The following is a 25,459-nucleotide window of genomic DNA, read 5'->3' as shown; positions in this document are numbered from 1 at the left end:
CAGCGCCGACGAGATGAGGCGGAACAGCGGCGGGTCCCAGAACTGTACGCCCGCGCTCGGCAGCCCTTCGACGAATGGCGCGGGCCTGGCGATGGCGAGGCCGATGATAGAGGCCGGCAGCGCGACGGCGAAGCCCGCGAGCGGCCCGGCGATGCCTATGTCAAACAGCGCGCGGCGCGACGTGATGGGCGCTTTGATCTTGATGACCGCGCCGAACGTGCCGAATAGCGTGACGGTCGGCGGCGCGGGCAGGAAGAAGGGCAGCGTCGCGCGAATGCCGTAGTAGCGACACGCGAAGTAATGGCCGAACTCGTGCGCCGCCAGGATCGCGAGCAGCGTCGCGGTGAAGATCAAGCCTTGCGTCAGCGGGAAGAAGTTGCCCGTCAGCGTCTCGTGGATCACCGCGAGCGGCGGCCCGGCGATAATGTCGAACAGAGAGTCATCGGGCGCGCGCACGACCCACGACGCGCCGGTCAGGGTGGTGGTCACGCAGGTGACGAGAAAGAGGAGCGTGTGAATCAGGACGCGCCGCGCCGACAGTTCGCTTTCGGGCGCGGCGATGAAAACCACTTCGCGATCAAACGCGGCGGGCGTGACAGGGACTTCGCTGAGACGATACGGCTCTGAATTTTCCACACATCAAGCATACATCTGTGGAGCGGCGGGATGTCAACAGCCGTGGTCATCTGCCCGCTGTCAGTTGCCAGCATGGGTAACTGGCGACTGACGGGCGGCAACTACGCTTGCAGTTCTTTGCCGGGCTTAAAGCGGATCGTCTTGCCGGGCGGGATGTCTGTGACTTCGCCGGTGCGCGGGTTGCGGCCGACGCCGCGCTTGCGCGGCTTGACGACGAAGACGCCGAAGCCGCGCAGCTCGATGCGCTCGCCGCGCTGCAAGGCGTTCTTCATCGCTTCAAATAGCGACTCGACGGCAACCTCCGCTTTGGTCTTGGGTACACCGGTCTTGTCGGCGACTTGATTCACAATGTCCAGCTTAATCACATTACCCTCCGTTTTGTATGCTGCGATTGAACAACCTTGAGCGAGCTTGAGAAGCGGGCTCATTATAAGTAGGTCGCTGCCGGGTGTCAAGAAACCCTGCGGGCCGTAAACTCATTTCGATTGTTCGAGTTTCCCGCGGCGCGGCGGCTTTGCTAGACTGTCACTTCCGAATTCAACCAATCTAACGGCGCCGCCGCCCGCAAGGATTCGAGGAACACCGATGGCAACCACAGAAGGGAAACTTGAATTGAACGATCACAACGATGGCCTGAAGACGCTCGCCGAAAAAGATGCCTCGGCGATGGCCGGCGGCGGCGCCTCGCGCATCACTCGCCAGCACGCCGCCGGCAAGCTGACCGCCCGCGAGCGCATCGAGTTCCTGCTCGACGACGGCAGCTTCGAAGAGTTCGACCGCTTCAAGAAACACCGCTGCCTGGATTTTGGCATGCAGGATCAACAGTACCCCGGTGATGGCGTGGTCGCCGGGCACGGGTTAATTGATGGGCGGCAGGTCTTCGTCTTCGCGCAGGATTTCACAATCTTCGGCGGCTCGCTCTCAGAAACCAACGCCGAAAAGATCTGCAAGGTCATGGACATGGCGATGAAGGTCGGCGCGCCGGTCATCGGCCTCAACGATTCGGGCGGCGCGCGCATACAGGAAGGCGTCGTCTCGCTCGGCGGTTACGCCGACATCTTCTTGCGCAACACGCTGGCGTCGGGCGTCGTGCCGCAAATCTCGGCCATCATGGGGCCGTGCGCCGGCGGCGCCGTCTATTCGCCGGCCATCACGGACTTCAACGTCATGGTCAAGCAGACTTCTTATATGTTTATCACCGGCCCTGATGTGATCAAGACCGTCACTCACGAAGAAGTCAGCAAAGAAGAGCTTGGCGGCGCGATGACCCATAATTCGGTTTCGGGTGTTGCCCACTTCGCGGCAGAAAATGACGAAGACTGCTTGCGCTTGATTCGCGAGTTGCTGTCGTTCATTCCGTCGAACAATCTCGAAGACGCGCCGCGGCTGGCGAGCGCCGACCCGGCTGACCGCCAGGACGAGCGCTTGAACCAGATCGTGCCCGAGTCGCCGACTCAGCCTTATGACATCCGCGACATCATCCACGCCGTCGTAGACGACGGTCACCTGTTTGAAGTCCACGAGCATTACGCCAAGAACATCGTCGTCGGCTTTGCGCGGCTCGGCGGTCGGCCGGTCGGCATCGTCGCCAATCAGCCGGCGCACCTGGCCGGCGTGCTGGACATTGACGCGTCGGTCAAGGCGGCGCGCTTCGTCCGCTTCTGCGATTGTTTCAACATCCCGCTGATTACTTTTGAAGACGTGCCGGGTTTCCTGCCCGGCGTGTCGCAAGAGCATGGCGGCATCATCCGTCACGGCGCGAAATTGCTGTTCGCGTTTGCCGAAGCGACCGTGCCGAAGCTCACCGTCATCACGCGCAAGGCGTATGGCGGCGCGTACTGTGTCATGGCTTCAAAGCACATTCGCGCCGATGTGAACTTCGCGTATCCGACCGCCGAGATCGCCGTGATGGGCGCAGAGGGCGCCGTCGAGATTCTTTACCGCAAAGAGATCGCGCAATCGGCTAACCCGGCGGTCGAAGCGCGCCGCCGCGCCGACGAGTTCCGCGCCAAGTTCGCTTCGCCTTACATCGCCGCCGAGCGCGGCTTCGTTGACGAAGTGATCGAGCCGAAGACGACGCGGCCCCGTTTGATCCGCGCCTTAGAGCTGCTCGAAACCAAGCGCGACCAGAACCCGCCCAAGAAGCACGGCAATATTCCTTTGTAGGGGCCAATGCTTAGTAGGCAGGAAGCAGGAGGCAGTTATCAGTTGTCAGTTGTCAGTTGCCAGTAGGCAATAGTCCCGTAGGGACGCCATGTTTATAGTAATCGGCATAGAAAAGACACCAAGCCCCGTCGGGGCGAAATGTTAGACATTACGCTCCTACGGAGCTTGCATCATTCATAGCATCGGTGACTATAAACATCACGCTCCTAACGGAGCTAGGGAATCTGCTGACAACTGACAACTGCTTCCTGCCTCCTGCTTACTGGCCCCCGGCCCCCGGCCCCTTGTATAATCAGTTCGCCTCGCGGAGGACGTCATGAAAGAATGCCCCACTTGTAGAACCCTGTACCCCGATGAGATTAGCTTCTGCTCGGCGCATGGCGAGCGGCTGATTCGCTCGGTGCAGAGCACCAGCGACCTTGATGAGAACAAGAGCCGCCGCAAGATTCCGCCGCCGCCCGAGCCTCTGCCTATGCGCATGACGATCATCGATCAGGGCGACGAAGGGCACCGCTCGCGGGTCATCGAAGGCCGCGTGCTGGATGCTGGCCAACAGGGCATGCGGCTTCAGACCGGCACGGTCGAGACCGGCCAGTTGCACATCATCCGCGATCATACGGTGGCGTTTAAGAACAAGCTCGAAGTCGAAGTTGATCTGCCGAACGGCACCGTGCGGCTGACCGGCTTTGCCGCCTGGTACAGGCCCGAAGCCGAGGGCATCTTCTGGGTCGTCGGCCTCTACATCCGCGAGATGCCGGCGGCTGACCGGCGGCTTTATGACGAGTACTTGAAGCGACTCGCCGATTCGCAGGCCGGCCAGCCCGCGCCCGCGTGAGTGTCGGCCACGGCACGAGTTTTTCTGCCGCGCGTGTCAGCCCGACGCTGGGCGTTGCGTCAGAGGCGGCGATTTTTACTTAGGGAGGAAACTGCTAATGAGTGCGAACCAGAGCGACCAGCGCAACTGGCTTGAGCGGCTAACCAGCAAGATTCCCGGCTACAGCGGTTATGTTGACCGCGAAACCCGCCGCGACTTTGATAAGCGCCACCGCGAGCATCTGGCCGACCGCCTGCGTCGCGCCAAAGAGCCGCTGACCGAAGTGATGCGCGAGCTCACGAACGGCGGGCGGCTATTTGAAGTCACGCCGGTCGATTCGGCTATCAAGAAACTCGACAAGCTCGAAAACCGTATACGATTTGCGACCTATGGGTATGCCGGCTTCTTCGATATTCAGAAGATCGAGCAGCCGCAGCTCGACGCCATTTATCGTTTCGATCTGGCGCTCGTCGAGCATGCCGAAAAGATTGAAGCGAAGATTGCGAACCTGCAAGCCCAGGCAGGCACCGCCGCCGGCTTGAAAGCGGCGGCCACGGAAGTCGCCGCGGCGATAGACGAGGCCGACCGCGCTTTTGATAATCGCTATCAGGCGATCAATGGCTTTGGCGAGGGGCAGCCGCCCGGCCAGCCGCTTTTCCAGTGATGCGTGATGAGTGACGAGTAATGGGTAGGCGGCTCTTACTCGTCGCTCATCACTCATCACTCAGCACTTCGTTATGACAGAAATTTGCAAAACGTGTGGCAGCGAGTTGTTTGCGGGGCAGCGATTCTGTCGCGCCTGCGGTAATTCCACCGAAACGCTCGATAGCGGCGAAGCGCCGACGCAGCAGTTCGGGGATGATCCTCTGTCGTCGCGGGGCGAAGCGACGACGCGGCAAATGCAGCCGCCGGACGATTGGGGGGCGCGCTCGGTCGGCAACACCGCCCCGCAGGCACGGCCCAATACTAACCCGGTCGGCAAACCACCCGCCGGCTATCAAGCGCCGAGCGCCTACCAAGCGCCGCCGACTTCATATCAATTGCCGCCACCGCCGCCCGCCTGGCGCCCGCCGCAGTACGCGCCGCCGACGACGACCACGTCGCGCGGTAGCTCAGGGTGGGCGATCTTCCTGGCCATCTTTCTGGCGCTGATGCTCGGCGCGATGGTCGTCGGGCGCGCGGTCTTTCGCCGCGTCCGCGACCGCATGCCTGTCGCCGGTCCACAAATCCCAGGGCCCGCGACTGCCGAAGATTTGAAAACGTTCACGTTGGCCAAAGGCGCGGCGGTGGCCATCCAAACCATCAACGGCAGCATCACGGTGACGGGCTGGGACGGGCCGCAGGCCGAAGTCCACATCCTGGCAAGTAACGGCGCCAACCCTTCTGACGTGAGCATTCGCAGCGATAACAATTCGCTCGCCATCTCGGCCCCGGCCAAAGGCAAGATCAGCTTTGAAGTGAGGCTGCCGCGCGAGCTCGGCAACGTTGTGTTCAACTCGACCAACGGCGGCGTCACGGTCAGCGACGTCAGCGGCCAACTGACGGTCGAAACCGTCAACGGCAGCATCAGGCTCAATCAAGTGTCAGGCATTGACCGCGCCAAGTCGGTCAATGGCGGCATTGAGGCGACCTTGCGGCAGGCCGTGAAAGACCGCCCGATGACCTTCGAGTCGATGAACGGCGGCATCGATCTGAGGTTTCCGGGTGACTTCAACGGCACGCTCGACGCCAGCGCCATGCACGGCGGGATAAAGGTTGACGACTCCTTCCCCGAGGTGAAGTCCGAGAAGACATTCCCGGTAGGGATGCGCGCCGGCGGCCCCATCGGTACGGGCGGCTCGACCGTCACCGCCAGAACGACCAACGGCGGCATCAAGATTGGCAGGTAGCTTAACGACGCAAAGGAGACACAGAGGATGGCCATTGAAGTCCTACAGTATTTCGATAACTCCGGTCAGGAGATCGTCCATCGCATCCCGGAAAGCGGCTCTGCCGACATCAAGCTCGGCGCGCAGTTGATCGTTCAGGAGAATCAAGCGGCGGTCTTCTTCCGCGACGGCAAGGCGCTCGATGTGTTCGGCCCCGGTCGCCACACGCTGACGACGATGAACGTGCCGCTGCTCACCAAGCTGCTGTCGCTGCCGTTCGGCGGCACCTCGCCGTTTACCGCCAGCGTGATGTTTGTGGCGCGGCATACATTTCAGGATTTGAAGTGGGGCACGAAAGAGCCGATCACCTTTCGCGACACCGAGCTGCGCTTTGTGCGGCTGCGGGCGTTCGGCAAGTACAGCTTGCGCGTCGCCGATCCGCAGTTGTTCGTCGCCTCGGTCGTCGGCACGCGCGGCGTCGTTTCGACCGAAGCCGTCGGCTCGTTCCTGCGCGACATCGTCGTGGCGCGGCTCAACGACCTGCTCGGCGAAAACCTGAAGACGATCTTCGACCTGCCGGCTTATTACGACGAGCTGGCCGCCGGTTTGAAATCGCGCGTCGCCGAAGACTTCAGCAAGCAGGGGCTTGAGCTGGTTGACTTCATCATCTCGGCCATCACGCCGCCCGAAGAAGTGCAGAAGATGATCGATGAGCGTTCGAGCATGGGCGCTATCGGCGACATGAGCGCTTACATGCAGTTCAAGGCGGCGCAGGCCATACAGGACGCCGCCAAGCAGGAAGGCGGCGCGGCGGGCCAGGGCATGGGTTTCGGCCTCGGCATGGGTTACGGCCAGGTGATGGCCGGCGCGTTCAGCGGCCAGCAACAGCACCCGCAGCAAGGCGGCGGCGCGGCGCAGCCGCAAGGCATCCCTTGCCCGAAGTGCGGCACGGCGAACGCCCCAGGAACCAAGTTCTGCTCGAACTGCGGCGCGCCGCAGCAAGCGCCACAGGCGGCCACCGCCGAATGCCCATCGTGTCACGGGCCGGTCGTCGCCGGCTCGAAGTTCTGCAACAACTGCGGCCAATCGCTGGTGCCGCAAGCCTGCAAGAACTGCCAGACGCCTGTGCCGCCGGGCTCGAAATTTTGCGCCAGCTGCGGCACGCCCGTGTCCTAATCAGAAGGGAGAGTCAATGTCCGCTTCTCAACAGACCGAGATCAAGGCTCACGACAAGCTTTACATCAATGGCCAGTGGGTCGAGCCCGCCGGGACGGGCCGGCTCGACGTCATCAACTCAACCACCGAAGAAGTCATGGGGCGCATCCCCGAAGGCACGCCGGCAGATGCCGACCGCGCCGTCGCCGCCGCGCGCGCCGCTTTCGACTCATGGTCGCAGCTTGCGGCGGGCGAGCGCGCGGCATACCTTCAGCAGATTGCCGAGCGGCTTCAGGCGCGGCAGTCGGAGATCGCTGCGATCATTGCCAGCGAAGTCGGCATGCCTTTGCCGCTCGCAACCGCCGTGCAGGCGGGGCTGCCGGCGATGGTCTGCGGGTCATATGCACGGCTGCTGGGCGATTATCAATTTGAAGAGCAGATCGGCAACTCGCTGGTCGTCAAAGAACCGGTCGGCGTCGTCGGCTGCATCACGCCGTGGAATTACCCGCTGCATCAGGTCGTCGCCAAAGTCGCGCCGGCGCTCGCCGCCGGCTGCACAGTGGTGCTGAAGCCGAGCGAAGTCGCGCCGCTCACGGCGTTCGTTCTCGCGGAGATTTGCGACGAGGTCGGCTTGCCGGCGGGTGTCTTCAATCTGGTGACCGGCCTCGGCCCGGTCGTCGGCGAAGCGATGGTCGCCAATCCGGACGTCGATATGGTGTCATTCACCGGCTCGACGCGCGCGGGCCGTCGCGTGAGCGAGCTGGCGGCGCATACCGTCAAGCGCGTCGCCCTTGAGCTGGGCGGCAAATCGGCGAGCATCGTGCTTGATGACGCGGACTTTGAGAAGGCGGTGCGCAGCTCTGTGAGTAATTGCTATTTCAATTCGGGGCAAACCTGCTCGGCACACACGCGCCTGCTGGTGCCGAGAGATAAACAGGACGAGGCCGCGCGGATTGCCAAAGAAACGGCTGAAGGCTTCACCGTCGGTGACCCGCGCGAGGGCCGCGCCAAGCTCGGGCCGCTGGTTTCAGAAACCCAGCGCGAGCGGGTTCGCCATTACATCAATAAGGGCATCGAAGAAGGCGCGCGGCTGGTGACCGGCGGCGCGGATGCGCCTGAAGGGTTAGAGAAAGGTTACTTCGTGCGCCCGACCGTCTTCGCAGATGTGCGCGATGATATGACCATCGCGCAGGAAGAGATTTTCGGGCCGGTGTTGTCGATCATTCCTTACGAGGACGAAGACGACGCTGTGCGCATCGCCAACGGCACGATCTATGGATTGGCGGGCGGCGTCTGGTCGAATGATGTCGAGCGCGCCAAGCGCGTCGCGCGGCGCTTGCGCACCGGGCAGGTAGACATCAACGGCGGCAAGTACAACCCGCTGGCACCGTTTGGCGGCTATAAGCAATCGGGCAACGGGCGCGAGCTTGGCCGCTACGGTCTCGAAGAATACCTCGAAGTTAAATCGCTTCAGTTGTAGACCCCGCTTGAGCATTCAATCAGCCGGGCGTGATCTGAACGGACCCGCCCGGCCTGTTTTTAAACCAAAACACAAACCGGATGTTGCCTGAGCGAGAGGCCGTTTCACCTTGTCTTTGTTTGCTCGACTGTGATGTACCCGCCGCCCTCATCACATCAATCTCAACCCTTGAGCGGCAGTGGCGCGCCAGCTCACCGATCAGAGCGCGGTCTTTAGGGCAAGTAAAGCGGCTGCTTGACACGATGAATCGGCCTTTCTAGAATCGTACCCGTCAAAAGCAAGATCACCGCTGTCATTTACCGTTACCTTGAAATCAACCTCAACTCGGACCCTAGCTCTGTCGCTAAGAAACATAGGCAAGCCTTGAGATTGCGCGTTGAAAGCTATCGAATACAAGGAAAATCTATGCTCAAGAAACTTACCCCTTCCCCGACCCCTTCAGCAGAAAGGCAGCCGTTTATCTCTATTCATCAATCGCTTTGCTGGTGGCAATCGTCGGGATTGGCGCGTCAATCAGAACCGGTGGCGCTACGTCGTCGGACCGACGAATGCGCAATATGCCTGCCCTTGAAGGTGAAAAAGCGATAGCGCATCTCAAGCAGCAAGGGCTTTATGCTTCGCTGGCTGAAGCGATGGGCGCGGCGCGGTATTCGATCAATCTGGTCGAGCAACCGGGACAACTCGGCCTTGAGCGCGGCTCGTTCTACGCCAACAATCCGGCGCAGAGTTACCGCGCGTTGTTCACCCGCGACGACGTGCGGCTTGTGTCTCAAGCTGAAAGCCAGGCGTGGCAGGCGGCGATGCGGCTGGCGAGCTACGGTTATGGAGACAGATTGAAGGCCGTCGGCAAAGCGGAGTTGAAAGCGATGGCTACGCGGATTGAATACCAGCGCAAAGACGAATTAGGCGCGGCGATTGTCGAATGGTACGAGAACCGGGCCGAAGGCTTGGAGCAAGGCTTTACGATAGCCGCCGCGCCGATGGAGAAACACGCAGGCGAGCGGCTGGTTGTCGGACTTGAGCTTTCAGGCGACTTGAAGGCGAGGGCGAATGAAACGGGACAATCCCTGACGCTAGAAAAGCAAGACGGCGCGGGCTTGCTGAGTTATGACAGGCTCGTTGCGACGGATGCAACGGGCCGAGTGCTTGAGGCGCGGATGAGCGTTGATGGCAGCAGAGTGCGGCTTGAAGTGGACGACGCGCAGGCAAAGTATCCGGTGACGATAGATCCGATCTTCTTACAGCAACAGAAACTCATCGCCAGCGACGCGGCGATTTTTGATAGTTTCGGCGGTTCGGTCGCCATCAGCGGCGAGACGTTGGTGGTGGGCTCTCCGAACCATGACACCGCGGGCGGCGCCAACGCAGGCGCGGCTTACGTCTTCGTTAGGACGGGAACCACCTGGAGCGAGCAACAGAGGCTGACCGCCAGCGATGGCGCAGCCGAGGATCGTTTCGGCGCTCCAGTCGCAATCAGTGGAGAGACCCTCATCATTGGCGCTCCGCTTAATACTAACGTGAGGGGCTTGTTCGCGGGCGCGGCTTACATCTTCGTCAAGACCATCAGCTGTCTGAGCATCGCCTGCCCCGGCAACATCACGCAGGGCACTGACTCCGACAAGTGTGGCGCGGTCGTCAGCTACGCCTTGCCGAATAACAATCCCGACTGCGGGACGATCACCTGCACGCCGGCGCCCGGCTCGGTCTTCCCTGTCGGCACAACGACGGTGACCTGCGTCAGCTCGGAAGGGCCGACCTGTTCGTTCACCGTCACGATCAAAGACGATGACGCGCCGCTGATTATCTGCCCGGCCAATCTCACCGCCGTTGCGCCATCGCAATGCCCAGACGCGACTAGCACCGTAGTCAATTTCCCGCCGCCCACGGCAACCGATAACTGCGCGGGGGTGACGACGACTTGCACGCCGCCTTCAGGTTCTATGTTCTCCGTCGGCACGACCAGCGTGAGCTGTACGGCGATGGATGCCGCAGGCAACATGGCGAGTTGCGGGTTTGCGGTGACGGTCTGGAGCGGATGTTTGCAGGACGAATCGAGCCCCGCCAATGTCGTGCTGTTCAACTCGCAGACGGGAGATTATCAATTCTGCTGTAACGGCGTGGTGATTGCGACGGGAACCGGCACGGCGACGGTGCGCGGTTGCACGGTGTCGATCTCGCACACGAAGCAGAACCGGAAGGTGCAGTTGACGGCGGATTTAGCGGTGAAACGCGGAACGGCAACCGTGATTATAGCCAATCAGACGACGTGCCAAATTATCGATAAGAATACGGCGAACAACAACTGCCTATGTCCAGCGCCAACGACTAAGCGTTGAACTGCGCATTGCAGCGTTGACGCCTGTGGCGTCGCGTCACGGCTCCGATGCCGGCAAGCCATCAAACATGAAGAGCCGGGCGTGGTGTTGAGAAGGCCGCGCCCGGCTCTTATTATTTGTCTTTGGCAATCCCCACCGTATCCGCTAAAATGGGTCTCAAGATGACGAACGCACGACAGTGTAGACTCACCTCAGTGGCGCAGCGGTCGCTTTGTTGACAGGCTTTTTTCGCCTCCGCTACGATTTGGCGTTCCGCTTAAGGCAACACCGCATTCATTCGACAAGGAGATTCCTATGCTCAGGCTCAGAAACACGCTGACGCGCGCCCTCGAAGAGTTCCGCCCGCTCGACGGCAACCGTGTGCGAATGTACGCCTGCGGCCCAACGGTTTATGATTATGGCCACATCGGCAACTTTCGCACCTTCGTCGCCGTTGACGTGCTGCGCCGTTACCTGAAATACCTCGGCTACGAAGTCCTGCATGTCATGAACATTACGGACGTTGAAGACAAGATCATCCGCAATATGTTGCAGCAGGGCAAGGGCCTCAAAGAGTACACAGAGTTTTACACCGAAGCCTTCTTGGAGGATTGCCAGTCGCTTGCCATCGAGCGCGCTGAAATCATCCCGCGCGCCACCGATCACATCGCCGAGATGATCGATATCATGAACCGTCTGTCGGCGCGCGACTACACTTACCAGAGCGAAGGCTCGCTCTATTTCAGCATCAACTCGTTCGAAGGTTACGGGAAATTGTCGGGACTCAAGCTCGAAGGCAATCTGGCCGGCGCGCGCGTTGACGTTGACGAGTACGAGAAGGCCGACGCCCGCGACTTCGTGCTGTGGAAAGGGCCGAAAGAAGCCGGCGAGCCGCAATGGGATTCACCGTTCGGCGTGGGCCGTCCGGGGTGGCATCTGGAATGCTCGGCGATGTCTATGAAGTACCTCGGCCAATCGTTCGACCTGCATGCCGGCGGCGTTGACCTGATCTTCCCGCATCACGAGAACGAGATCGCGCAATCGGAAGGCGCGACCGGCGAGCCGTTCGTCAAAACATGGTTTCACGTCGAGTTCCTGCTCGTCGAAGGCGAGAAGATGAGCAAGTCGAAGGGCAACTACTACACGGTGCGCAGCCTGATCGAGCAGGGATTTTCGGCCCCGGCCATCCGCTACCTGTTGTTGAGCGTGCCCTATCGCACGCAATTGAACTTCACCCTGGACGGCTTGCGCGGCGCTGAAAGCGCCCTGGAAAAGCTGCACAATTTCCGCCGCCGCGTTAAAGATTTCGCCGGCGCGGCCGGCGCCAACGAGCGTGTCACCGAGATCATCGCCAAAGCCCGCGGCGAGTTTGAATCGAGCATGAACGATGACCTGAACACGGCGGGGGCGCTTGCGGCATTGCACGACCTGCGCCGCGACGTGAACATTGCAATGGATGCCGGCGAATTCGGCGCGGAAGACCGCCAGTCCGTCTTAGATTTTCTTGAGCGCGCCGACAGCGTGCTAGGCGTCTTTGGCGTAGCAGACGAGCAGGTTGATGCGCAGCTCGCCGCCGAAGTCGAATCGCTGATCGCCGAGCGCAACGCGGCGCGCAAGAACCGCGACTTTAAACGCGCCGACGAGATTCGCAACCAGCTTGCCGAGCGCGGCGTGCTGCTCGAAGACACGCCGCAGGGCACCAAGTGGAAGCGCAAGTAACCAACATCTGCCAGCACCGAGGAGACAATCGAATGATATTTATAGATGAAGCTGTTGAACAGTTCGCGCACGATCACACGAAACCGGAATCCGAGCTCTTTAGCCGCCTGCGCGAAGAGACTTACCGCGAGATGCAATCGCCGCAGATGCAGGTCGGGCGAATCGAAGGGCAGTTCTTGAAGATGCTGGTGCGGCTCACAGGCGCGCGGCGCGTGCTGGAAATCGGCATGTTCACCGGCTACAGCGGCTTGATGATGGCCGAGGGCCTGCCCGACGACGGGCGCTTAATCACCTGTGACGTGGACCCGAAGGCCGAAGCCATCGCCAGCCGCTACTTTGCCGAAAGTGAGCATGGCCACAAAATCGAAATTCGCATGGGGCCGGCGCTCGACACCATCAAGTCGCTTGTCGAGCCGCTCGATATGGTCTTCATTGACGCCGACAAGACGAATTACCTGAACTACTATGAAGCGGTCATGCCGCTGGTCAGGCCGGGCGGGCTGATCGTCGCCGACAATGTCTTATGGAGCGGCAGGGTTCTCAACCCCGAAGACGATGACTCGCGCGCCATCGTTGAATTCGATAAGCACGTCAACGAAGACCCGCGCGTTGAAAACGTCTGCCTGACGGTGCGCGACGGCATGATGCTGGCGTGGAAGCGCCCGGCTTGAGCGCCGCGACCGCCTGTCGAAGCTTTGCCTTTTAACATCAAGAGCCGCACCTGCTCAACGCAAGGTGCGGCTCTCCGTCAGTAAAACAGAATTAATCAGCGGCGCGGCTCAGGCCAGTTGCGGCTCGGTCTGGGCGGCGGCTTTCGGTTCTTCGACCGGCGTCAGCCAGCCATACTTATCTTCCGCCTCGCCGTTGATGATGGCGAAGAAGCGCCGCTGAAGCTCTGTCGTCAAGGGGCCGCGCCGGCCCGCGCCGATCTTGATCTTATCAACCGAGCGGATCGGCGTGATCTCTGCCGCCGTGCCGGTGAAGAAGACTTCGTCAGCGATGTAAAGCATCTCGCGCGGAATCGCTCGCTCAAGCACAGGGATGCCCATCTCTTCACATATCTTAATGATCGAATCGCGCGTGATGCCCGGCAGCACCGTCGAGTAAAGCGGCGGCGTCATCACCACGCCTTTCTTGATTAAGAAGACGTTCTCGCCTGAGCCTTCGCTGATGTAGCCTTCCGGGTCCAAGGCGATGCCTTCGGCGTAGCCATTGATCTTGGCTTCCATCTTGATGAGCTGCGAGTTCATGTAGTTGGCGCCGGCTTTGGCCATCGAGGGCAGCGTGTTCGGAGCGATGCGCGTCCAGCTCGACACGCAGACATCGACGCCCTGTTCGAGCGCCTCTTCGCCCAGGTATTTGCCCCACGGCCATGCGCACACATAAGTCTCGATGGGGCAGGGGAACGGGTCAACGCCGAAGGTGCCGTAGCCGCGGAAGATCAGCGGGCGCAGGTAACACTCACGGTAGTGATTGGCGGGCACCAGCTCGCGGCAGGCTTCAAAGATTTCATCGTAGCCGAACGGCGGCTCGATGCGATAGATGTGCGCTGAATTGATCAGCCGCTCAATGTGAGCGTCGAGGCGAAAGATCGCCGGGCCGCGCTGTGTGTGATAACAGCGGATGCCTTCAAAGACCGACGAGCCGTAATTGATGACGTGCGTCATCACGTGAATCGTCGCCTCGCGCCACGGGATCAGCTTGCCGTTGTGCCAGACAATCTCGCCGTGTTCCTGCTCTTTTACCATGTGGATTCTCCCGCCTTACTGAAGTGAATTTTGCCTCGCGCCCCAGGCGGCGCGGCCGCAATCAACGTGACGTGCAAAGGTGTGAATAACAAACAAAATAATACGAAGCCGCGCGCGCGCCGGTCAAGGCGATGGGCTTCTTAACCGCAGAGGGCGCAGAGGGGCGCAGAGGCGGGATCAGTCCTCTGTGTTCCTCTGCGCCCTCTGCGGTTAATTATTCTCCGTCCAAGGTGGCGCGCGGCAGGATGTCCGCCGGCAGGGTTTCGAGAAAGCGCGAGACGCCGGTGAACATCGCCGGGCCGCCGCTCTCGTAGGCGCTCATCGGGCAGATGAAGTAGAGGTGTTGTTTGGCGCGCGTCGCCGCGACGTACAACAGGCGGCGCTCTTCTTCGAGGTCTTCAAAGGCGTCGTAAGCGCGCGACGATGGGAACCAGCCGTCAAGCATCCAGATGATGAACAGCGCCGTCCATTCCAAGCCTTTCGCCGAATGCACGGTGGAAAGCGTCACGAAGCCCTGGCCTTTCGCGGCGGCTTCGGCGGCTGCCGTGTCTATCGGGTCGAGCGCCACGTCGGCAAGCAACTCTTCGCTGGTCTTATAGCGTTTGGCGATGGTCAGCAAATGATCCAGGTCACGCTGGCGGCGCGGGTAATCGTCAAAGGTGGCTTGCAGAATGGGGCGGTAGAATTTCTCGACGACAGTAACCTGGGCGCGCGGCTCGCGATTTTCGGCGAGCGTCAGCAGCAGCCGGGCCATCTTGCCGAGCGGCTTTTCGTAGCTCGCTTTCGCGGGAAACTCCGAGAGCTTCTTAAAGAGCGATTCTTTGGCGCGGGCGGTGCGAAACTCGCGGCCTTCGACGTTGAGGAAGTCGAGAATCTGCTGCACCGTGGCGTCGCCGATGTGGTCTATGAGCTTGAGTGAGCGAAACCACGAAACCGTGTCCGAGGGGTTGGCGACGATGCGCAGGAAGGCAAGCACGTCTTTGACGTGCGCCGATTCGGCAAAGCGTATGCCGCCGAATTTGCGGTAAGCGATGGCGTGCTTGCCCAGCTCGACTTCCAGGTCGAAGGCATGCGAGCTGGCGCGGAATAGCACGGCGATCTCATTCAGGGAGACGCCCTCGTCGCGCAATTCAAGGATGCGCTGCGCGACGAAGCGCGACTGCTCGTTTTCGTCGCCGGCTTCGACCAGCAACGGCTGCGGGCCTTCGGGGGCGCGCGAAAACAATCGCTTGGCGTAACCTTCTTGCGCCTCGCTGATGATGGCATTCGCCACGTCAAGCACCGGTTGGGTGCTGCGAAAATTCTCTTCCAGCTTGATAATGCGAGCGCCAGGGAAAAGCTCAGGGAATTCGAGCATGTTGCGAAACGTCGCGCCGCGGAACGAATAGATCGATTGCGATTCGTCGCCGACGACCGCGACGTTGTCATGCGCCGCCGCCAGCCCGCGAATGATCTGCGCTTGCAGCTTGTTGGTGTCTTGATACTCGTCAACCATCAGGTAGCGGTACTGCTCAGACAATCGCTGCCTGAGCGATTCGTCCGTATCGAGTGCGTCGCGCAGGCGGACGAGCAGGTCATCATAACTGAGCAGGTGACGCGCCCGCTTGAACTCATCGAAGGCTTTGAAGATCGAGGCAATCGCTTCGCGTTCGTGGCTGAACTGTGGGTAGAACTGGTTCAGCACCTCTTCAATCGTCAGCAGCTTGTTGGTCGCCATGCTGAAGATGGCCGCGAGGGTTCGCTTGCGCGGCAACCGGCGATCACGCGCCGCCGCGCCCGCTTGCCGGCGAACGATATCGATCACGTCTTCGGCGTCGTTGGAGTCGAGCACCGTGAAGGTGCGCAGCACGCCCGCCGCTTCCGGATGGCGGCGCAAGACCGAATGCGCCAGCGAATGAAACGTGCCGCCTGACACCCGCTGGCAGCGCTCGTCGGCAAGCCCCGCGGCGCGCGCCAGCATGCTCGACGCCGCGCGCCGCGTGAAGGTAAGCAATAAGATGGACTCCGGGCGGATGCCGGTTTCGACCAATCGCGCGACGCGATAGACGAGCGTGCGCGTCTTGCCGGTTCCAGCACCGGCGACAATCAGCAGTGGCCCGTCAATGCTGGTCACCGCCTGGTACTGCGCGGCGTTCAGCTCGCGCTCGTAATCGATGCGCATGGCGCGGCGCGCGGCGGTCGCAGGCTTCAGCACCAGCTTTTTCGTTACGGGCGCGATGGCGCGGCCCGCTTCAAGGTCACGCTTCAACTGCTTGAGCGCGGCGGCAAATTCCTTGATCGTCTGAAAGCGCTCTTTCGGCGATTTGGCCAGGGCTTTGGCAAGCAAACTGTGCAGGGCACGCGGCACGTCGGCCTTGACGGCGTGCGGCGGCTGCGCTTCTGTGTGCAAGATCGCATGCATCGTGTCAACGTCGTTCTCTTCGGCAAACGGGCAGCAGCCTGTGAGCATTTCGTAGACGACGACGGCGAACGAGAAGATATCGCTGCGCAGGTCAACACGCTTGCCGAGCAACTGCTCCGGCGACATGTACTTGATCGTGCCGAGGATGACGCCGGAGTTGGTCTTCACCTGCACGAGTGTCTTTTCGGTGCTGCCGGCCTGGCGCTCGAAGCGATGCTCGATCAGCTTGGCCAGCCCGAAGTCGAGTATCTTGGCGTAGCCGTCGCGGCTGACCATCAGGTTTTCCGGCTTCAGGTCACGATGGACGATGCCGTGCTCGTGCGCCTTGCGCAAGCCTTCGGCGATTTGCAGCGCGATGTCGAGAGCGTCTTTAGCAGGCAGCGGCTGACTCTTGATCCGGTCGCGCAGGGTCTCGCCTTCGATGTACTCCATCACCATGAAGGGGATGCCGTCGGCTTCGCCGATCTCGTAGACCGTGAGAATGTGCGGGTGGTTCAAGCGCGAGGCGGCGCGGGCTTCCTGAAGAAAGCGGCGGCGGCGCTCGTCGTGCGCGACGTATTCGGCGGGCAAGACTTTGAGCGCCACTTCGCGGTTCAGCTTCTCGTCGAGGGCTTTATAGACCGCGCCCATGCCGCCCTGGCCGAGCGGCTCAAGGATGCGGTAGTGGGCGATGGTCGTGCCTGCGGCGATGGCTTCTGCTTTTGACTGCGCGCTCATTTGATTATCCTTACAACCTGTTGAGAGCTTCGCCAATCAACTGCGCTAAACGCTCTACGCTGCGTCAACCATTCTAGTTCATCCGGCGCGCGAACCCAAACTGTCGGCTCACACCCGCGAACGGTGCAGGACATGGTTCAGGCTGCCGACGCGATACCAGCGATAGCCGTAGGCTTCGAGCGTGATACGATGGATGCCGCGCTCGTCGGCGTGGCTCTCGTTGTTGGCCATCAGGTTGACCAGGACGGCACTGTCGGCGTCGGCTGACTTGATGTGCACCTCGTGAGGCTTCTCGTCAAAATTGTTGACGACGATCAGGCCGTTGCCCCGCCAGTCGTAGCGCATCCCCAGCACGTTCGGCGCCCCTGTGTTGAAGATGCGCCAGTCGCCCCAGCCGATCTCCGGGCACTCTTTGCGCAGCCGGATCATGTCGGTCATCCAGTTGAGCAGCGAGTTCGGGTCGCGGCGCTGCGCTTCGACGTTGACCCCGGCGTAACTATATGGGCCTTTATCGATGACCGGCAGCACCGTCTTCTTTGCGAAAGAAAAGCCGGCGTGGCACCCGTTCGACCACTGCATCGGCGTGCGCACGGCGTCGCGCTCATTCAACGACAGGTCGTCGCCCATGCCGATTTCGTCGCCGTAGCGCAGCACAGGCGTGCCGGGCAGCGAAAACAGCAGGCTGTAGGCAAGCTCGATCTGTGGTCGGTTGCCGAGCATCGGCGCCAGCCGTCGCCGGATGCCGCGATTATAAAGCTGCATCTCGCGGGCCGGCCCGAAGTGCTCGAACACCAGCGAGCGCTGCTTGTCGGTCAAGCGTCCGAGGTCTAGCTCATCATGGTTGCGCAGGAACAGCGCCCACTGCGCCGTCGCCGCCAAGCTCTTGGTGGCGCGCAAGGCTTTAACCAGCGGCGCGATGTCGGCAGTCGCGAGCGCGTAGAAGAGGTGCTGGTTGACGAAGAAGTTGAACATCATGTGGATGCCGTTGCCGCTCGCTCCGAAGTACTTGCGGTTCTCCTGCGGCAGGACATTGGCTTCGCCCAGCATGATCGCATCGCCGCGACGCCACTGTAAGAAGCGGCGCATTTCAGCGAGCCAGTCGAAATTCAGCTTCGGCGTCGCGTGATGCAGGACGTCGCTCTCCAGGACGAAAGGCACGGCATCGACGCGGAACCCGGCGACGCCCAGCTCAAGCCAGTAACCGAGGACGCGGCGAACTTCGGCGCGCACATCCGGGTTGTCCATGTTGAGGTCGGGCTGGAAGTCATAAAAGCGATGATAGAAGTATTCGCGCGCCTCTTTGTCGTACGTCCAGACCGATTTCTGGACGCCCGGAAAGACCATACCTTTATTCCAGTTCGGCGGGCGCTTTTTTGACCAGATGTACCAGTCGCGAAACTTCGACTGTTTATCGCTGCGCGCCATTTTGAACCAGAGGTGCTGGTCAGAGGTGTGATTGACGACAAGATCGATAATGACCTTCAGGCCGCGCTCGTCGGCCTGGTGCATGAACTCGACGAAATCACCGCTCGAACCGTAGCGCGGGTCAACGCCATAGTAATCGGAAATGTCATAACCGTTGTCGCGGTTCGGTGTCGGTTGGAAGGGCGCCAGCCAGAGCGCCCCGACGCCCAACGAGCTCAGGTAATCCAGCCGGCGCATCAGCCCTTCGAAATCGCCGATGCCGTCGCCGTTAGAGTCCATGAAGGTTTTGACGTCGAGGCTGTAGATGACAGTATTCTTGTACCAGAGGTCGTCAATCATATACGCTCACCATTCAGCACTCAGCCTTCCACATAGCGGCTCAGAGCTTCTTCCCACTTGCCTTGCGCCCGCATAATCAGCTCGATCACTTCGCGCACCGCGCCGCGTCCGCCGGCGCGCTCGGTGACCAGGTGCGCGAACTGCTTGACTTCGGCGACTGCGTCGGCGACCGCCACCGCCAGGCCGGCGCGGCGCATCAAGGGAATGTCAACGACATCATCGCCAACGTAGCAGACCGCTTCGTTCGTCAGGCCCTCTTCGGCCAGAATCTGCTCGTAGGCTCCGGTCTTCTCCCACGCCATCTCGTGCAGGTGGGCGATGCCCAGCTCTTTGGCGCGGGCGCGCACGATGGGTGATTGACGGCCACTGATGATGCCGCTGCGGATGCCTGCGCGGTGCAGCATGATGATGGCGTGGCCGTCCTTGACGTCAAAGACTTTGGTTTCGTCGCCCGTCGGCAGCATGATGATGCGCCCATCGGTCAGCACGCCGTCGCAATCGAGAATCAAGATTCGGATGCGCCGCGCCCGCTCGTTGACTTCGCCCATCGTTTCAACCATTGGTGATCCCCGCGCGCCCGATCATTCGATCACCTCTTGCAACTGCTCGAAGTGGTCAATCAAGACGTCCGGCTCCGTAAGCCGCAGTTGTTCGGCGCTGCGATAGCCAAACGTCACGGCGCACGTCTTTGTGCCGGCGTTGCGCCCGGCCAGCACATCGCTTTCGCTGTCGCCGATCATCACCCCTGCGTCGGCGCTGCCCTGCAACAGCCGCAGGGCTTCAAGCACCGGGCGCGGGTCGGGCTTGCGCGCCGGCGTCGTGTCGCCGCCGACGATGGCGTCAAAGTATTTCGCAATGCCAAAGTGATCGAGCATCAAGTGAGTGAAGCGGACTTCTTTGCTGGTCACGACGGCCAACCGCTTGTCGTGAAAGTGTTCGAGCGTTTCGACGACACCCGGAAACAGCCGCGTCGTCTTGAGCATCTCGTCGGCGTAATGCCGATGCACGGTGGCGATGGCCAGTTGATGCAGCTCGGCGTCGGGCGGCTGCTGATTGGGGTGCGTCGCGACAAGGGCGCGGTGAACGGTCGTCGGTATCCCGTGGCCGATGAACGCGCCGACCTGTTCACGAGTAATCGGCGGGCGATCAACGTCGCGCAGCATCAGGTTAATTGTCGCGGCCAGGTCGCCCAGCGAATCGATGAGCGTGCCGTCGAGATCGAATAGCAGCAGATTGGCTTTCATAGGGGTGTCGAGTGTCGGGTGTCGGGTGATGGGGGTTAGGGGTTGGGTGACGGATAGCGCGGCGCTTGCTTCTCCAACACCCAATACCCAACCCCTAACCCCCATCACCTATTCTTCCTCTTTCAGCTTGCTGATGACCGAGAAGTCTTCGAGCGTCGTCACGTCGCCGCGCACTTCGCCGCTCGATGCAATCTCGCGCAGCAGGCGGCGCATGATCTTGCCGCTGCGTGTCTTTGGCAGGGCTTCGGCAAAGCGAATGTCGTCAGGCTTGGCGAGCGCGCCGATCTCGTGCGCCACCCATTTGCGCAGCTCATCTTTGAGCGTGTCGGTCACTTGATGGCCGCCTTCAAGCGTGACGAATGCCGCGATGGCCTGGCCCTTGATCTCGTCGGGGCGCGCCACGACCGCCGCCTCGGCTACCGCGGGATGGGCCACCAGAGCCGATTCTACCTCCATCGTGCTCAGGCGATGGCCGGCGACGTTGATCACGTCGTCAACGCGACCGAGAATCCAGAAGTAGCCGTCTTCGTCTTTGCGCGCGCCGTCGCCGGCGAAGTAATAGCCGGGAATCTCTGTCCAGTATTGCTGCACGTAACGGTCGGGGTCGTTGTAGATCGTGCGCAGCATCGAAGGCCAGGGGCGCTTGATGACCAGATAACCGCCCGCTCCCGGCGGCACCGGCTGGCCTTCGCGGGTCACCACGTCGGCGATGATGCCGGGCAGCGGGCGCGTCGCCGACCCCGGCTTGGTGGCAATGGCGCCGGGCAGCGGCGAGATCATAATCGCGCCGGTTTCGGTCTGCCACCAGGTGTCAACAATCGGGCAGCGCCCGCGGCCTATGACTTCGCGATACCACATCCAGGCTTCGGGGTTGATCGGCTCGCCAACACTGCCGAGCAATCGCAGGCTGTTCATTTCATACTTGCGCGGGTATTGCTCGCCCCACTTCATAAAGGCGCGAATCGCCGTCGGCGCGGTGTAGAAGACCGTCACCTTGTGGCGCTCGATGATCTGCCAGAAACGGTCGGGCGCGGGATGATTCGGCGCCCCTTCGTACATCAGCACCGTCGCGCCATTTTGCAATGGGCCGTAGACGACATAGCTGTGGCCGGTCACCCAGCCGATGTCTGCCGTACACCAGTAGATGTCTTCGTCCTTCAGATCGAAGACCCACTTCGCGGTGATGTAAGTCGCGACCGCATAGCCGCCGGTCGTGTGGACGACGCCCTTCGGTTTGCCGGTGCTGCCCGAAGTGTAGAGGATGTAGAGCGGCTGTTCAGCGTCGAGGGGTTCGGCTTCGCATTGATCCGACGCCTCGGCCATCAGCTCGTGCCACCAGTGATCGCGCCCGGCTTCCATTTTAATTTGGCTGCCGGTGCGCCGGTAGACGATGACCGACTTGACGGTCGGGCAGCCGGGCATGGCTTCGTCAACCGTCGCCTTCAAGGCGATCTCCGCGCCGCGCCGGTACGAGCCGTCCTGTGTAATGACCGCGACCGACTGCGCGTCGTTGATGCGGTCAACCAGCGCCTGCGCCGCGAAACCGCCGAAGATCACCGAATGCGCCGCACCGATGCGCGCGCAGGCGAGCATCGCGATGGCCAGCTCAGGCGTCATGCCCATGTAGATGGCGACCGTGTCGCCTTTCTTGATGCCGCGCGATTTAAGCACGTTGGCGAATCGGCAGACTTCCGCGAGCAGTTGGTTGTAAGTCAGTGTGCGCTGTTCGCCGGGCTCGCCTTCCCAGATGAGCGCCGCCTTGTTCTTGCGCCAGGTCGCGGCGTGCCGGTCGAGGCAATTGTAAGATAAATTCAACTGGCCGCCGACGAACCATTTGGCCCACGGCGCTTGCCAGTCGAGCACCTTCTCCCAGGGCTTGAACCAGTGCAGGTCGCCGGCGATCCCGGCCCAGAAGCCTTCGGGGTCGGCTTCGGCCTGGCGATAAAGCTGCTCGTACTGTTCGAGGCTGCTGATGTGCGCCTGCTCTGAGAAGGCGGCGGCAGGTTTGAAGACGCGCGTTTCTTTGAGAATCGAATCAATGCTCGACGACATGGCGGCTCCCCTCTGTCAGCGATATGAACTGCGGCGTATTGAAATTAGCATAAAGGCGGGGAGGGCTCAAAGAAACCGTAAATGGTGAGCGGTAGCTAAGGGCGAAAGCCCGACCGTCAGCCAGGGCGCGGCCGGACGGCCTGGCGAGAGGCAGCCGGTGAAGGGACGAAATCCAGCCCCCTCTCGCCGTCGTCTTTCGGTTACTTGAGTTCGAGGAAGCCTGCGGAGACCGCCTCGATGTCGCTCACCTCATGCCGGATCAGGCTGCGCTCATCGGCGGGCCGCCGAAAGCCGCGAGCGGCTGTCGCCTTGGGGGCAGAAGACGCGACCGCCGCCACACCGGCGGGGAGGGCTTCCACGAGGCTGCTGAAGGTGGCGATGATCTCGGCGTACGGGGCCGGGCTGGGGACGCCTCGATAATCCATGTATGTCCCGACGCCGAACTGCACCCGGTGAGCGCCTTTCGTTAGCGATTTGGTGACGATGAGGTTCACCCTGCCGTAGTTGACGCCAACCGTGTTGCCGGAGGCATAAAAGGTTTGATAGTCCTCAACGTCGTCCAGGAGGAGAAAGATAGACGTCTCCATGTTGTCCGCGCCGCGCAACAACATCGAGACCGGCCCGACATTGACTAGGGCGCTCAGTGAGTAGATGCCGTCTTGCGTTACCTGGATCGAGCCGCTCAGCCATGCGCCGGACCAGACGCCTTCGGGCTGGCCTTTGGGACCCTGTACGCCGGACTGGAGCACCATTTGTCCGGTGGACGGCGAGACGCGAACCGCCGTCCAGAGCCCCTCGTCGGCTTGCTTGTATAGGGTGTAGCCGTTATACGGTGGACCGATGTACTTGGTTGTCATAACGATTCTCCTTGTCTGTCGCCGTGGCGGCGACGATAGAAAAAATTGACCGGCGCGCTGAACGCCGGATGTGGGCGGGGCCTCGGCTTTCGCCTTCCGACCTCCATATAGACATGCGAAAAACGAAGGTAAAGCAGCTCACAATTTTTTTGGGCCGACTTATCATTGCCGGGGTGGTCGAGTAAACCTGACAGACAGGGAAGGGCGGGAATCAGGGATCAGGGACGCAGCCGCGCAGACTGAACCACTGGCCGTGCGGCTACTGGCTATTCGGCTTGCACTTGTCGTCGATCAGGCGTTTGAGTGCTTGCGCGTCAGGATCGTTGGCGTCAATCTGCAAGGCTTTGGCGTCGGCGGCCTGAGCGCCCGGGCAATCGTTCTTTAGCACGCTGATGCGGCCCAGCAGCACGTGTGCGCCGACCAGCTTCGGGTTCCAGAAGATCGCCGCTTTCAGGGCGTTCGAGGCGCGCTCGAAATCGCCGCGCCGCTCATAGACGCGGCCCATCAACAGGTGGGCTTCAAAGTTCTGCGGCGCCATCTGCAAGAGCTTGCTCAGGTTGGCCAGCGCATCTTCATTGCGCCCTTGTTGAAAGGCGTTGCGCGCCGAATCTAAAAGCTGGTCGGCCTGCGGCGTCAATCCCGACACCGACGCCTGACCATTCAGCCGCTCGTCCTGCTCGCGCTTGTAGCGATAGTAGTTGATTTTACTGAAGGTCGTTTTCATCCGGGCGACCTGCGGCATCCCGCGCGTCTCCCATTGCGCATAGGTCGCGAGCAGCTTCTTCGCCTGATCGCTGGCCGCCGTCGCATCGGCCTGAGCGCCCGCCGCCATTAGCGCCTTGCCCAGCAGGTAAAAGCCTTCGCCGTCACCGGTGCGCAGCCGCGTCTCGTTGCGCAGCGCCTCGATGGCGTTCGGGTAGTCTTTGGCCAGATAGTAGGCGTTGCCGAGGTTGAAGAGCGTATCGGCATCGCGTGGCATGGCGTCAACCGCCGGCTTCAGATGATTGATCGCCGGCAGGTACTGCTTCTGCTTGATCAACAGCGCGCCGATGTTGTTATAGACCTCGTAGAGCGGCAAGCGTTCGGCGAGCTTCTGATGGTCGGCCAGCGACTTGTCTGTCTGTCCGAGCGCGTCTTCGGCAACGGCCATGTAGAACTGCGCTTCATCATAACGCGCCTCTTGCGCGCCGACCTGCGCCAGTTGTTCGAGCGCCGATTTGTAATCGCCGGCCTCGTAGTAGATGCGGCCCAGCTCGAAGATCGCCGCGGTGTACTTCGCCTTGTTCTTCTCGGCGACCTCTTTGATGGCGCGTTCAAGAAAGCCGATGCGCGCCTGCTGGTCGCGCGTCAGCGTCGCTTTGATGAAATTCTCGAAAGCGCCGATGGGGGCAAGCTGCGATTCCGAGATCAGCCGCTCGCGCGAGTAAGGCGACGAGGGGTTGCGCTGTGTAAGTATTTCGTAAGCCAGCTCGCCTTGCAACTTTTGCAGGTCGAGGAGCGGCCCGCCGCGGTTGAACTCTTTGCCGACCAGCCGGCCTTCGCGGATATCGATGACGCGCGCCGTCACCGTGATGCTGCTGTCGCGCCCCTGGCCTTCGATGCGGTAGGTGCCGATGATCATCAAGTTGGCGCCGGCGCGCTCGGCAATCTTGATCATCGTCGCGCGCGTCAGGATAGCGGTCGGCGGCAAGCCTTCCTGCTTATAGGCGACGTTGCGCTCGTCGGAGTGAATGCCGACCAGTCCCGGCTTGTCGAGCAGGTCGGCAAGCGCGGCGGTAAAGCTCTCGCCGACCCAGTTGTACTCGGCGCGGCCCGAAAGATTCTCGAACGGCATGGCAACGATGGTGTCGGTAGCGACCGCCGCCCTTGTGTGGATTGCAAGCGTCAGGGCGATGAGGAGTGCGAATACGGCTTGTTTCTTCATGGATAACAATTCGAGCTAAGGTTTAATAAGTATTCTCGCTTTGCCTACGGGGGGCTGTCAATCTGCCACATCGGCTTCATCCCATCTGCGTAAGCCGCAGCGATTGATGCTTGTCCAATCTTAAGGCATGGTAGGATGACGGGCTTCAGGTAGAGGGGCGGGGGATCAGGCAAAGACCGATGCTCTTGAGTCCGAAGCCGCGCGCCTGTCTTTGAAACGAGCCAATGGCTCAGGTGGGCGGGCGGCAGGTTTCATCTGGCGACTCGGACGACGTTTTCCCAGCCCGCGCCGGCGCAGCTCACACAGACCGGCGAGGCCGAAGCGGGCCGGTTGCGCTCGATGCCGCTGCCCATGCAGTGGCCGCATTTCGTCGCCGGGATCGTCACCAGCACATAGCCGTTGCCGTCACAGGCCGCGCAGTTGATTCCCGTGCCCTGACAGCCGGCGCAAGATTCCAGACTGTATTGCGCGCTGCTGAATGGCGTGATGGGGAGAGTCCTCGCTGACATCTTGCACTTCCTTCCTGATCTGTATCGCTTGCTGAGAATGCCGGGCCATCGGCGCGTCCGTGTACGGATAATGGACTGTTCCGCAGGCTC

20 protein-coding genes are annotated in these 25,459 nt (G+C 61.3%); 9 read left to right on the top strand and 11 right to left on the bottom strand.

Features of this window, described 5'->3' with window-relative positions:
* Window positions 1-636 (bottom strand): site-2 protease family protein (locus VJ464_16295; GenBank protein ID HKQ06695.1); only part of this gene is annotated, 636 nt, incomplete at its 3' end.
* Between the two features lie 101 nt (window positions 637-737).
* The gene (locus VJ464_16290) at window positions 738-1,064 is read right to left on the bottom strand and encodes an HU family DNA-binding protein (protein ID HKQ06694.1); all 327 of its coding nucleotides are present in this window, start codon (window positions 1,062-1,064) and stop codon (window positions 738-740) included.
* 238 nt (window positions 1,065-1,302) lie between these two features.
* Between VJ464_16290 and VJ464_16285 the strand changes: the two genes are divergently transcribed.
* From VJ464_16285 to VJ464_16245, 9 genes are all read left to right on the top strand, one after another.
* Complete coding sequence (locus tag VJ464_16285) at window positions 1,303-2,802, top strand: carboxyl transferase domain-containing protein (GenBank protein ID HKQ06693.1); 1,500 nt, start codon at window positions 1,303-1,305, stop codon at window positions 2,800-2,802.
* Between the two features lie 316 nt (window positions 2,803-3,118).
* Complete coding sequence (locus VJ464_16280; protein ID HKQ06692.1) at window positions 3,119-3,637, top strand: hypothetical protein; 519 nt, start codon at window positions 3,119-3,121, stop codon at window positions 3,635-3,637.
* A 97-nt stretch (window positions 3,638-3,734) separates the two neighbouring features.
* Window positions 3,735-4,280 carry a hypothetical protein gene (locus VJ464_16275; GenBank protein HKQ06691.1) on the top strand — a complete coding sequence of 182 codons (546 nt, stop codon included), beginning with the start codon at window positions 3,735-3,737 and terminating at the stop codon, window positions 4,278-4,280.
* 73 nt (window positions 4,281-4,353) lie between these two features.
* Window positions 4,354-5,505 carry a DUF4097 family beta strand repeat-containing protein gene (locus VJ464_16270; GenBank protein HKQ06690.1) on the top strand — a complete coding sequence of 384 codons (1,152 nt, stop codon included), beginning with the start codon at window positions 4,354-4,356 and terminating at the stop codon, window positions 5,503-5,505.
* A 27-nt stretch (window positions 5,506-5,532) separates the two neighbouring features.
* Window positions 5,533-6,660, top strand: coding sequence for an SPFH domain-containing protein (locus VJ464_16265; GenBank protein ID HKQ06689.1), 1,128 nt, complete (start codon window positions 5,533-5,535; stop codon window positions 6,658-6,660).
* A gap of 40 nt (window positions 6,661-6,700) precedes the next feature.
* Window positions 6,701-8,119: an aldehyde dehydrogenase family protein gene (locus VJ464_16260; protein HKQ06688.1), complete on the top strand. Its 1,419-nt coding sequence runs from the start codon at window positions 6,701-6,703 to the stop codon at window positions 8,117-8,119.
* A 557-nt stretch (window positions 8,120-8,676) separates the two neighbouring features.
* Window positions 8,677-10,455: an HYR domain-containing protein gene (locus tag VJ464_16255; protein ID HKQ06687.1), complete on the top strand. Its 1,779-nt coding sequence runs from the start codon at window positions 8,677-8,679 to the stop codon at window positions 10,453-10,455.
* 294 nt (window positions 10,456-10,749) lie between these two features.
* Entirely contained in the window at window positions 10,750-12,153 is a 1,404-nt protein-coding gene (gene cysS / locus VJ464_16250) for a cysteine--tRNA ligase (GenBank protein ID HKQ06686.1), read from the top strand.
* Window positions 12,154-12,185: 32 nt separating this feature from the next.
* Window positions 12,186-12,824, top strand: a complete 639-nt coding sequence (locus VJ464_16245; GenBank protein HKQ06685.1) for a class I SAM-dependent methyltransferase — start codon at window positions 12,186-12,188, stop codon at window positions 12,822-12,824.
* Window positions 12,825-12,932: 108 nt separating this feature from the next.
* Here VJ464_16245 and VJ464_16240 read toward each other — a convergent pair whose 3' ends face one another.
* The 9 genes from VJ464_16240 to VJ464_16200 all read right to left on the bottom strand — a co-directional run bounded on the left by VJ464_16240 (window position 12,933) and on the right by VJ464_16200 (window position 25,369).
* Entirely contained in the window at window positions 12,933-13,901 is a 969-nt protein-coding gene (locus VJ464_16240) for a branched-chain amino acid transaminase (GenBank protein HKQ06684.1), read from the bottom strand.
* Between the two features lie 214 nt (window positions 13,902-14,115).
* Window positions 14,116-17,019 (bottom strand): UvrD-helicase domain-containing protein, encoded by a 2,904-nt coding sequence (locus VJ464_16235; protein ID HKQ06683.1) that lies wholly within the window; start codon window positions 17,017-17,019, stop codon window positions 14,116-14,118.
* A 108-nt stretch (window positions 17,020-17,127) separates the two neighbouring features.
* Window positions 17,128-18,783 carry an alpha-amylase family protein gene (locus VJ464_16230; GenBank protein HKQ06682.1) on the bottom strand — a complete coding sequence of 552 codons (1,656 nt, stop codon included), beginning with the start codon at window positions 18,781-18,783 and terminating at the stop codon, window positions 17,128-17,130.
* 20 nt (window positions 18,784-18,803) lie between these two features.
* Window positions 18,804-19,343, bottom strand: a complete 540-nt coding sequence (locus tag VJ464_16225) for an HAD-IIIA family hydrolase (GenBank protein HKQ06681.1) — start codon at window positions 19,341-19,343, stop codon at window positions 18,804-18,806.
* A 21-nt stretch (window positions 19,344-19,364) separates the two neighbouring features.
* The gene (gene gph, locus VJ464_16220; GenBank protein ID HKQ06680.1) at window positions 19,365-20,027 is read right to left on the bottom strand and encodes a phosphoglycolate phosphatase; all 663 of its coding nucleotides are present in this window, start codon (window positions 20,025-20,027) and stop codon (window positions 19,365-19,367) included.
* A 108-nt stretch (window positions 20,028-20,135) separates the two neighbouring features.
* Window positions 20,136-22,079, bottom strand: coding sequence for an acetate--CoA ligase (acs, locus tag VJ464_16215; protein HKQ06679.1), 1,944 nt, complete (start codon window positions 22,077-22,079; stop codon window positions 20,136-20,138).
* A gap of 200 nt (window positions 22,080-22,279) precedes the next feature.
* The gene (locus VJ464_16210; protein HKQ06678.1) at window positions 22,280-22,936 is read right to left on the bottom strand and encodes a hypothetical protein; all 657 of its coding nucleotides are present in this window, start codon (window positions 22,934-22,936) and stop codon (window positions 22,280-22,282) included.
* A gap of 259 nt (window positions 22,937-23,195) precedes the next feature.
* Window positions 23,196-24,860 carry a tetratricopeptide repeat protein gene (locus VJ464_16205; GenBank protein ID HKQ06677.1) on the bottom strand — a complete coding sequence of 555 codons (1,665 nt, stop codon included), beginning with the start codon at window positions 24,858-24,860 and terminating at the stop codon, window positions 23,196-23,198.
* A 251-nt stretch (window positions 24,861-25,111) separates the two neighbouring features.
* Complete coding sequence (locus tag VJ464_16200; GenBank protein ID HKQ06676.1) at window positions 25,112-25,369, bottom strand: hypothetical protein; 258 nt, start codon at window positions 25,367-25,369, stop codon at window positions 25,112-25,114.
* Between the last annotated feature and the right edge of the window lie 90 nt (window positions 25,370-25,459).

The organism is Blastocatellia bacterium (assembly GCA_035275065.1).
Lineage (GTDB): Bacteria > Acidobacteriota > Blastocatellia > UBA7656 > UBA7656 > DATENM01.
The sequence above is the reverse complement of the archived record's forward strand: the minus strand, read 5'-3'. Positions and strand labels throughout refer to the sequence as shown.

Bases quoted from the DNA above. Each gene is read 5' to 3' on its own strand.
- VJ464_16280 (HKQ06692.1), top strand. From the start codon at position 3,119: ATGAAAGAATGCCCCACTTGTAGAACCCTGTACCCCGATGAGATTAGC.
- VJ464_16290 (HKQ06694.1), bottom strand. From the start codon at position 1,064: ATGAGCCCGCTTCTCAAGCTCGCTCAAGGTTGTTCAATCGCAGCATAC.
- VJ464_16275 (HKQ06691.1), top strand. From the start codon at position 3,735: ATGAGTGCGAACCAGAGCGACCAGCGCAACTGGCTTGAGCGGCTAACC.
- VJ464_16235 (HKQ06683.1), bottom strand. From the start codon at position 17,019: ATGAGCGCGCAGTCAAAAGCAGAAGCCATCGCCGCAGGCACGACCATC.
- VJ464_16230 (HKQ06682.1), bottom strand. From the start codon at position 18,783: ATGATTGACGACCTCTGGTACAAGAATACTGTCATCTACAGCCTCGAC.
- gph (HKQ06680.1), bottom strand. From the start codon at position 20,027: ATGAAAGCCAATCTGCTGCTATTCGATCTCGACGGCACGCTCATCGAT.
- VJ464_16200 (HKQ06676.1), bottom strand. From the start codon at position 25,369: ATGTCAGCGAGGACTCTCCCCATCACGCCATTCAGCAGCGCGCAATAC.
- cysS (HKQ06686.1), top strand. From the start codon at position 10,750: ATGCTCAGGCTCAGAAACACGCTGACGCGCGCCCTCGAAGAGTTCCGC.
- acs (HKQ06679.1), bottom strand. From the start codon at position 22,079: ATGTCGTCGAGCATTGATTCGATTCTCAAAGAAACGCGCGTCTTCAAA.
- VJ464_16225 (HKQ06681.1), bottom strand. From the start codon at position 19,343: ATGGTTGAAACGATGGGCGAAGTCAACGAGCGGGCGCGGCGCATCCGA.
- VJ464_16265 (HKQ06689.1), top strand. From the start codon at position 5,533: ATGGCCATTGAAGTCCTACAGTATTTCGATAACTCCGGTCAGGAGATC.
- VJ464_16270 (HKQ06690.1), top strand. From the start codon at position 4,354: ATGACAGAAATTTGCAAAACGTGTGGCAGCGAGTTGTTTGCGGGGCAG.
- VJ464_16210 (HKQ06678.1), bottom strand. From the start codon at position 22,936: ATGACAACCAAGTACATCGGTCCACCGTATAACGGCTACACCCTATAC.
- VJ464_16205 (HKQ06677.1), bottom strand. From the start codon at position 24,860: ATGAAGAAACAAGCCGTATTCGCACTCCTCATCGCCCTGACGCTTGCA.
- VJ464_16245 (HKQ06685.1), top strand. From the start codon at position 12,186: ATGATATTTATAGATGAAGCTGTTGAACAGTTCGCGCACGATCACACG.
- VJ464_16255 (HKQ06687.1), top strand. From the start codon at position 8,677: ATGCCTGCCCTTGAAGGTGAAAAAGCGATAGCGCATCTCAAGCAGCAA.
- VJ464_16240 (HKQ06684.1), bottom strand. From the start codon at position 13,901: ATGGTAAAAGAGCAGGAACACGGCGAGATTGTCTGGCACAACGGCAAG.
- VJ464_16285 (HKQ06693.1), top strand. From the start codon at position 1,303: ATGGCCGGCGGCGGCGCCTCGCGCATCACTCGCCAGCACGCCGCCGGC.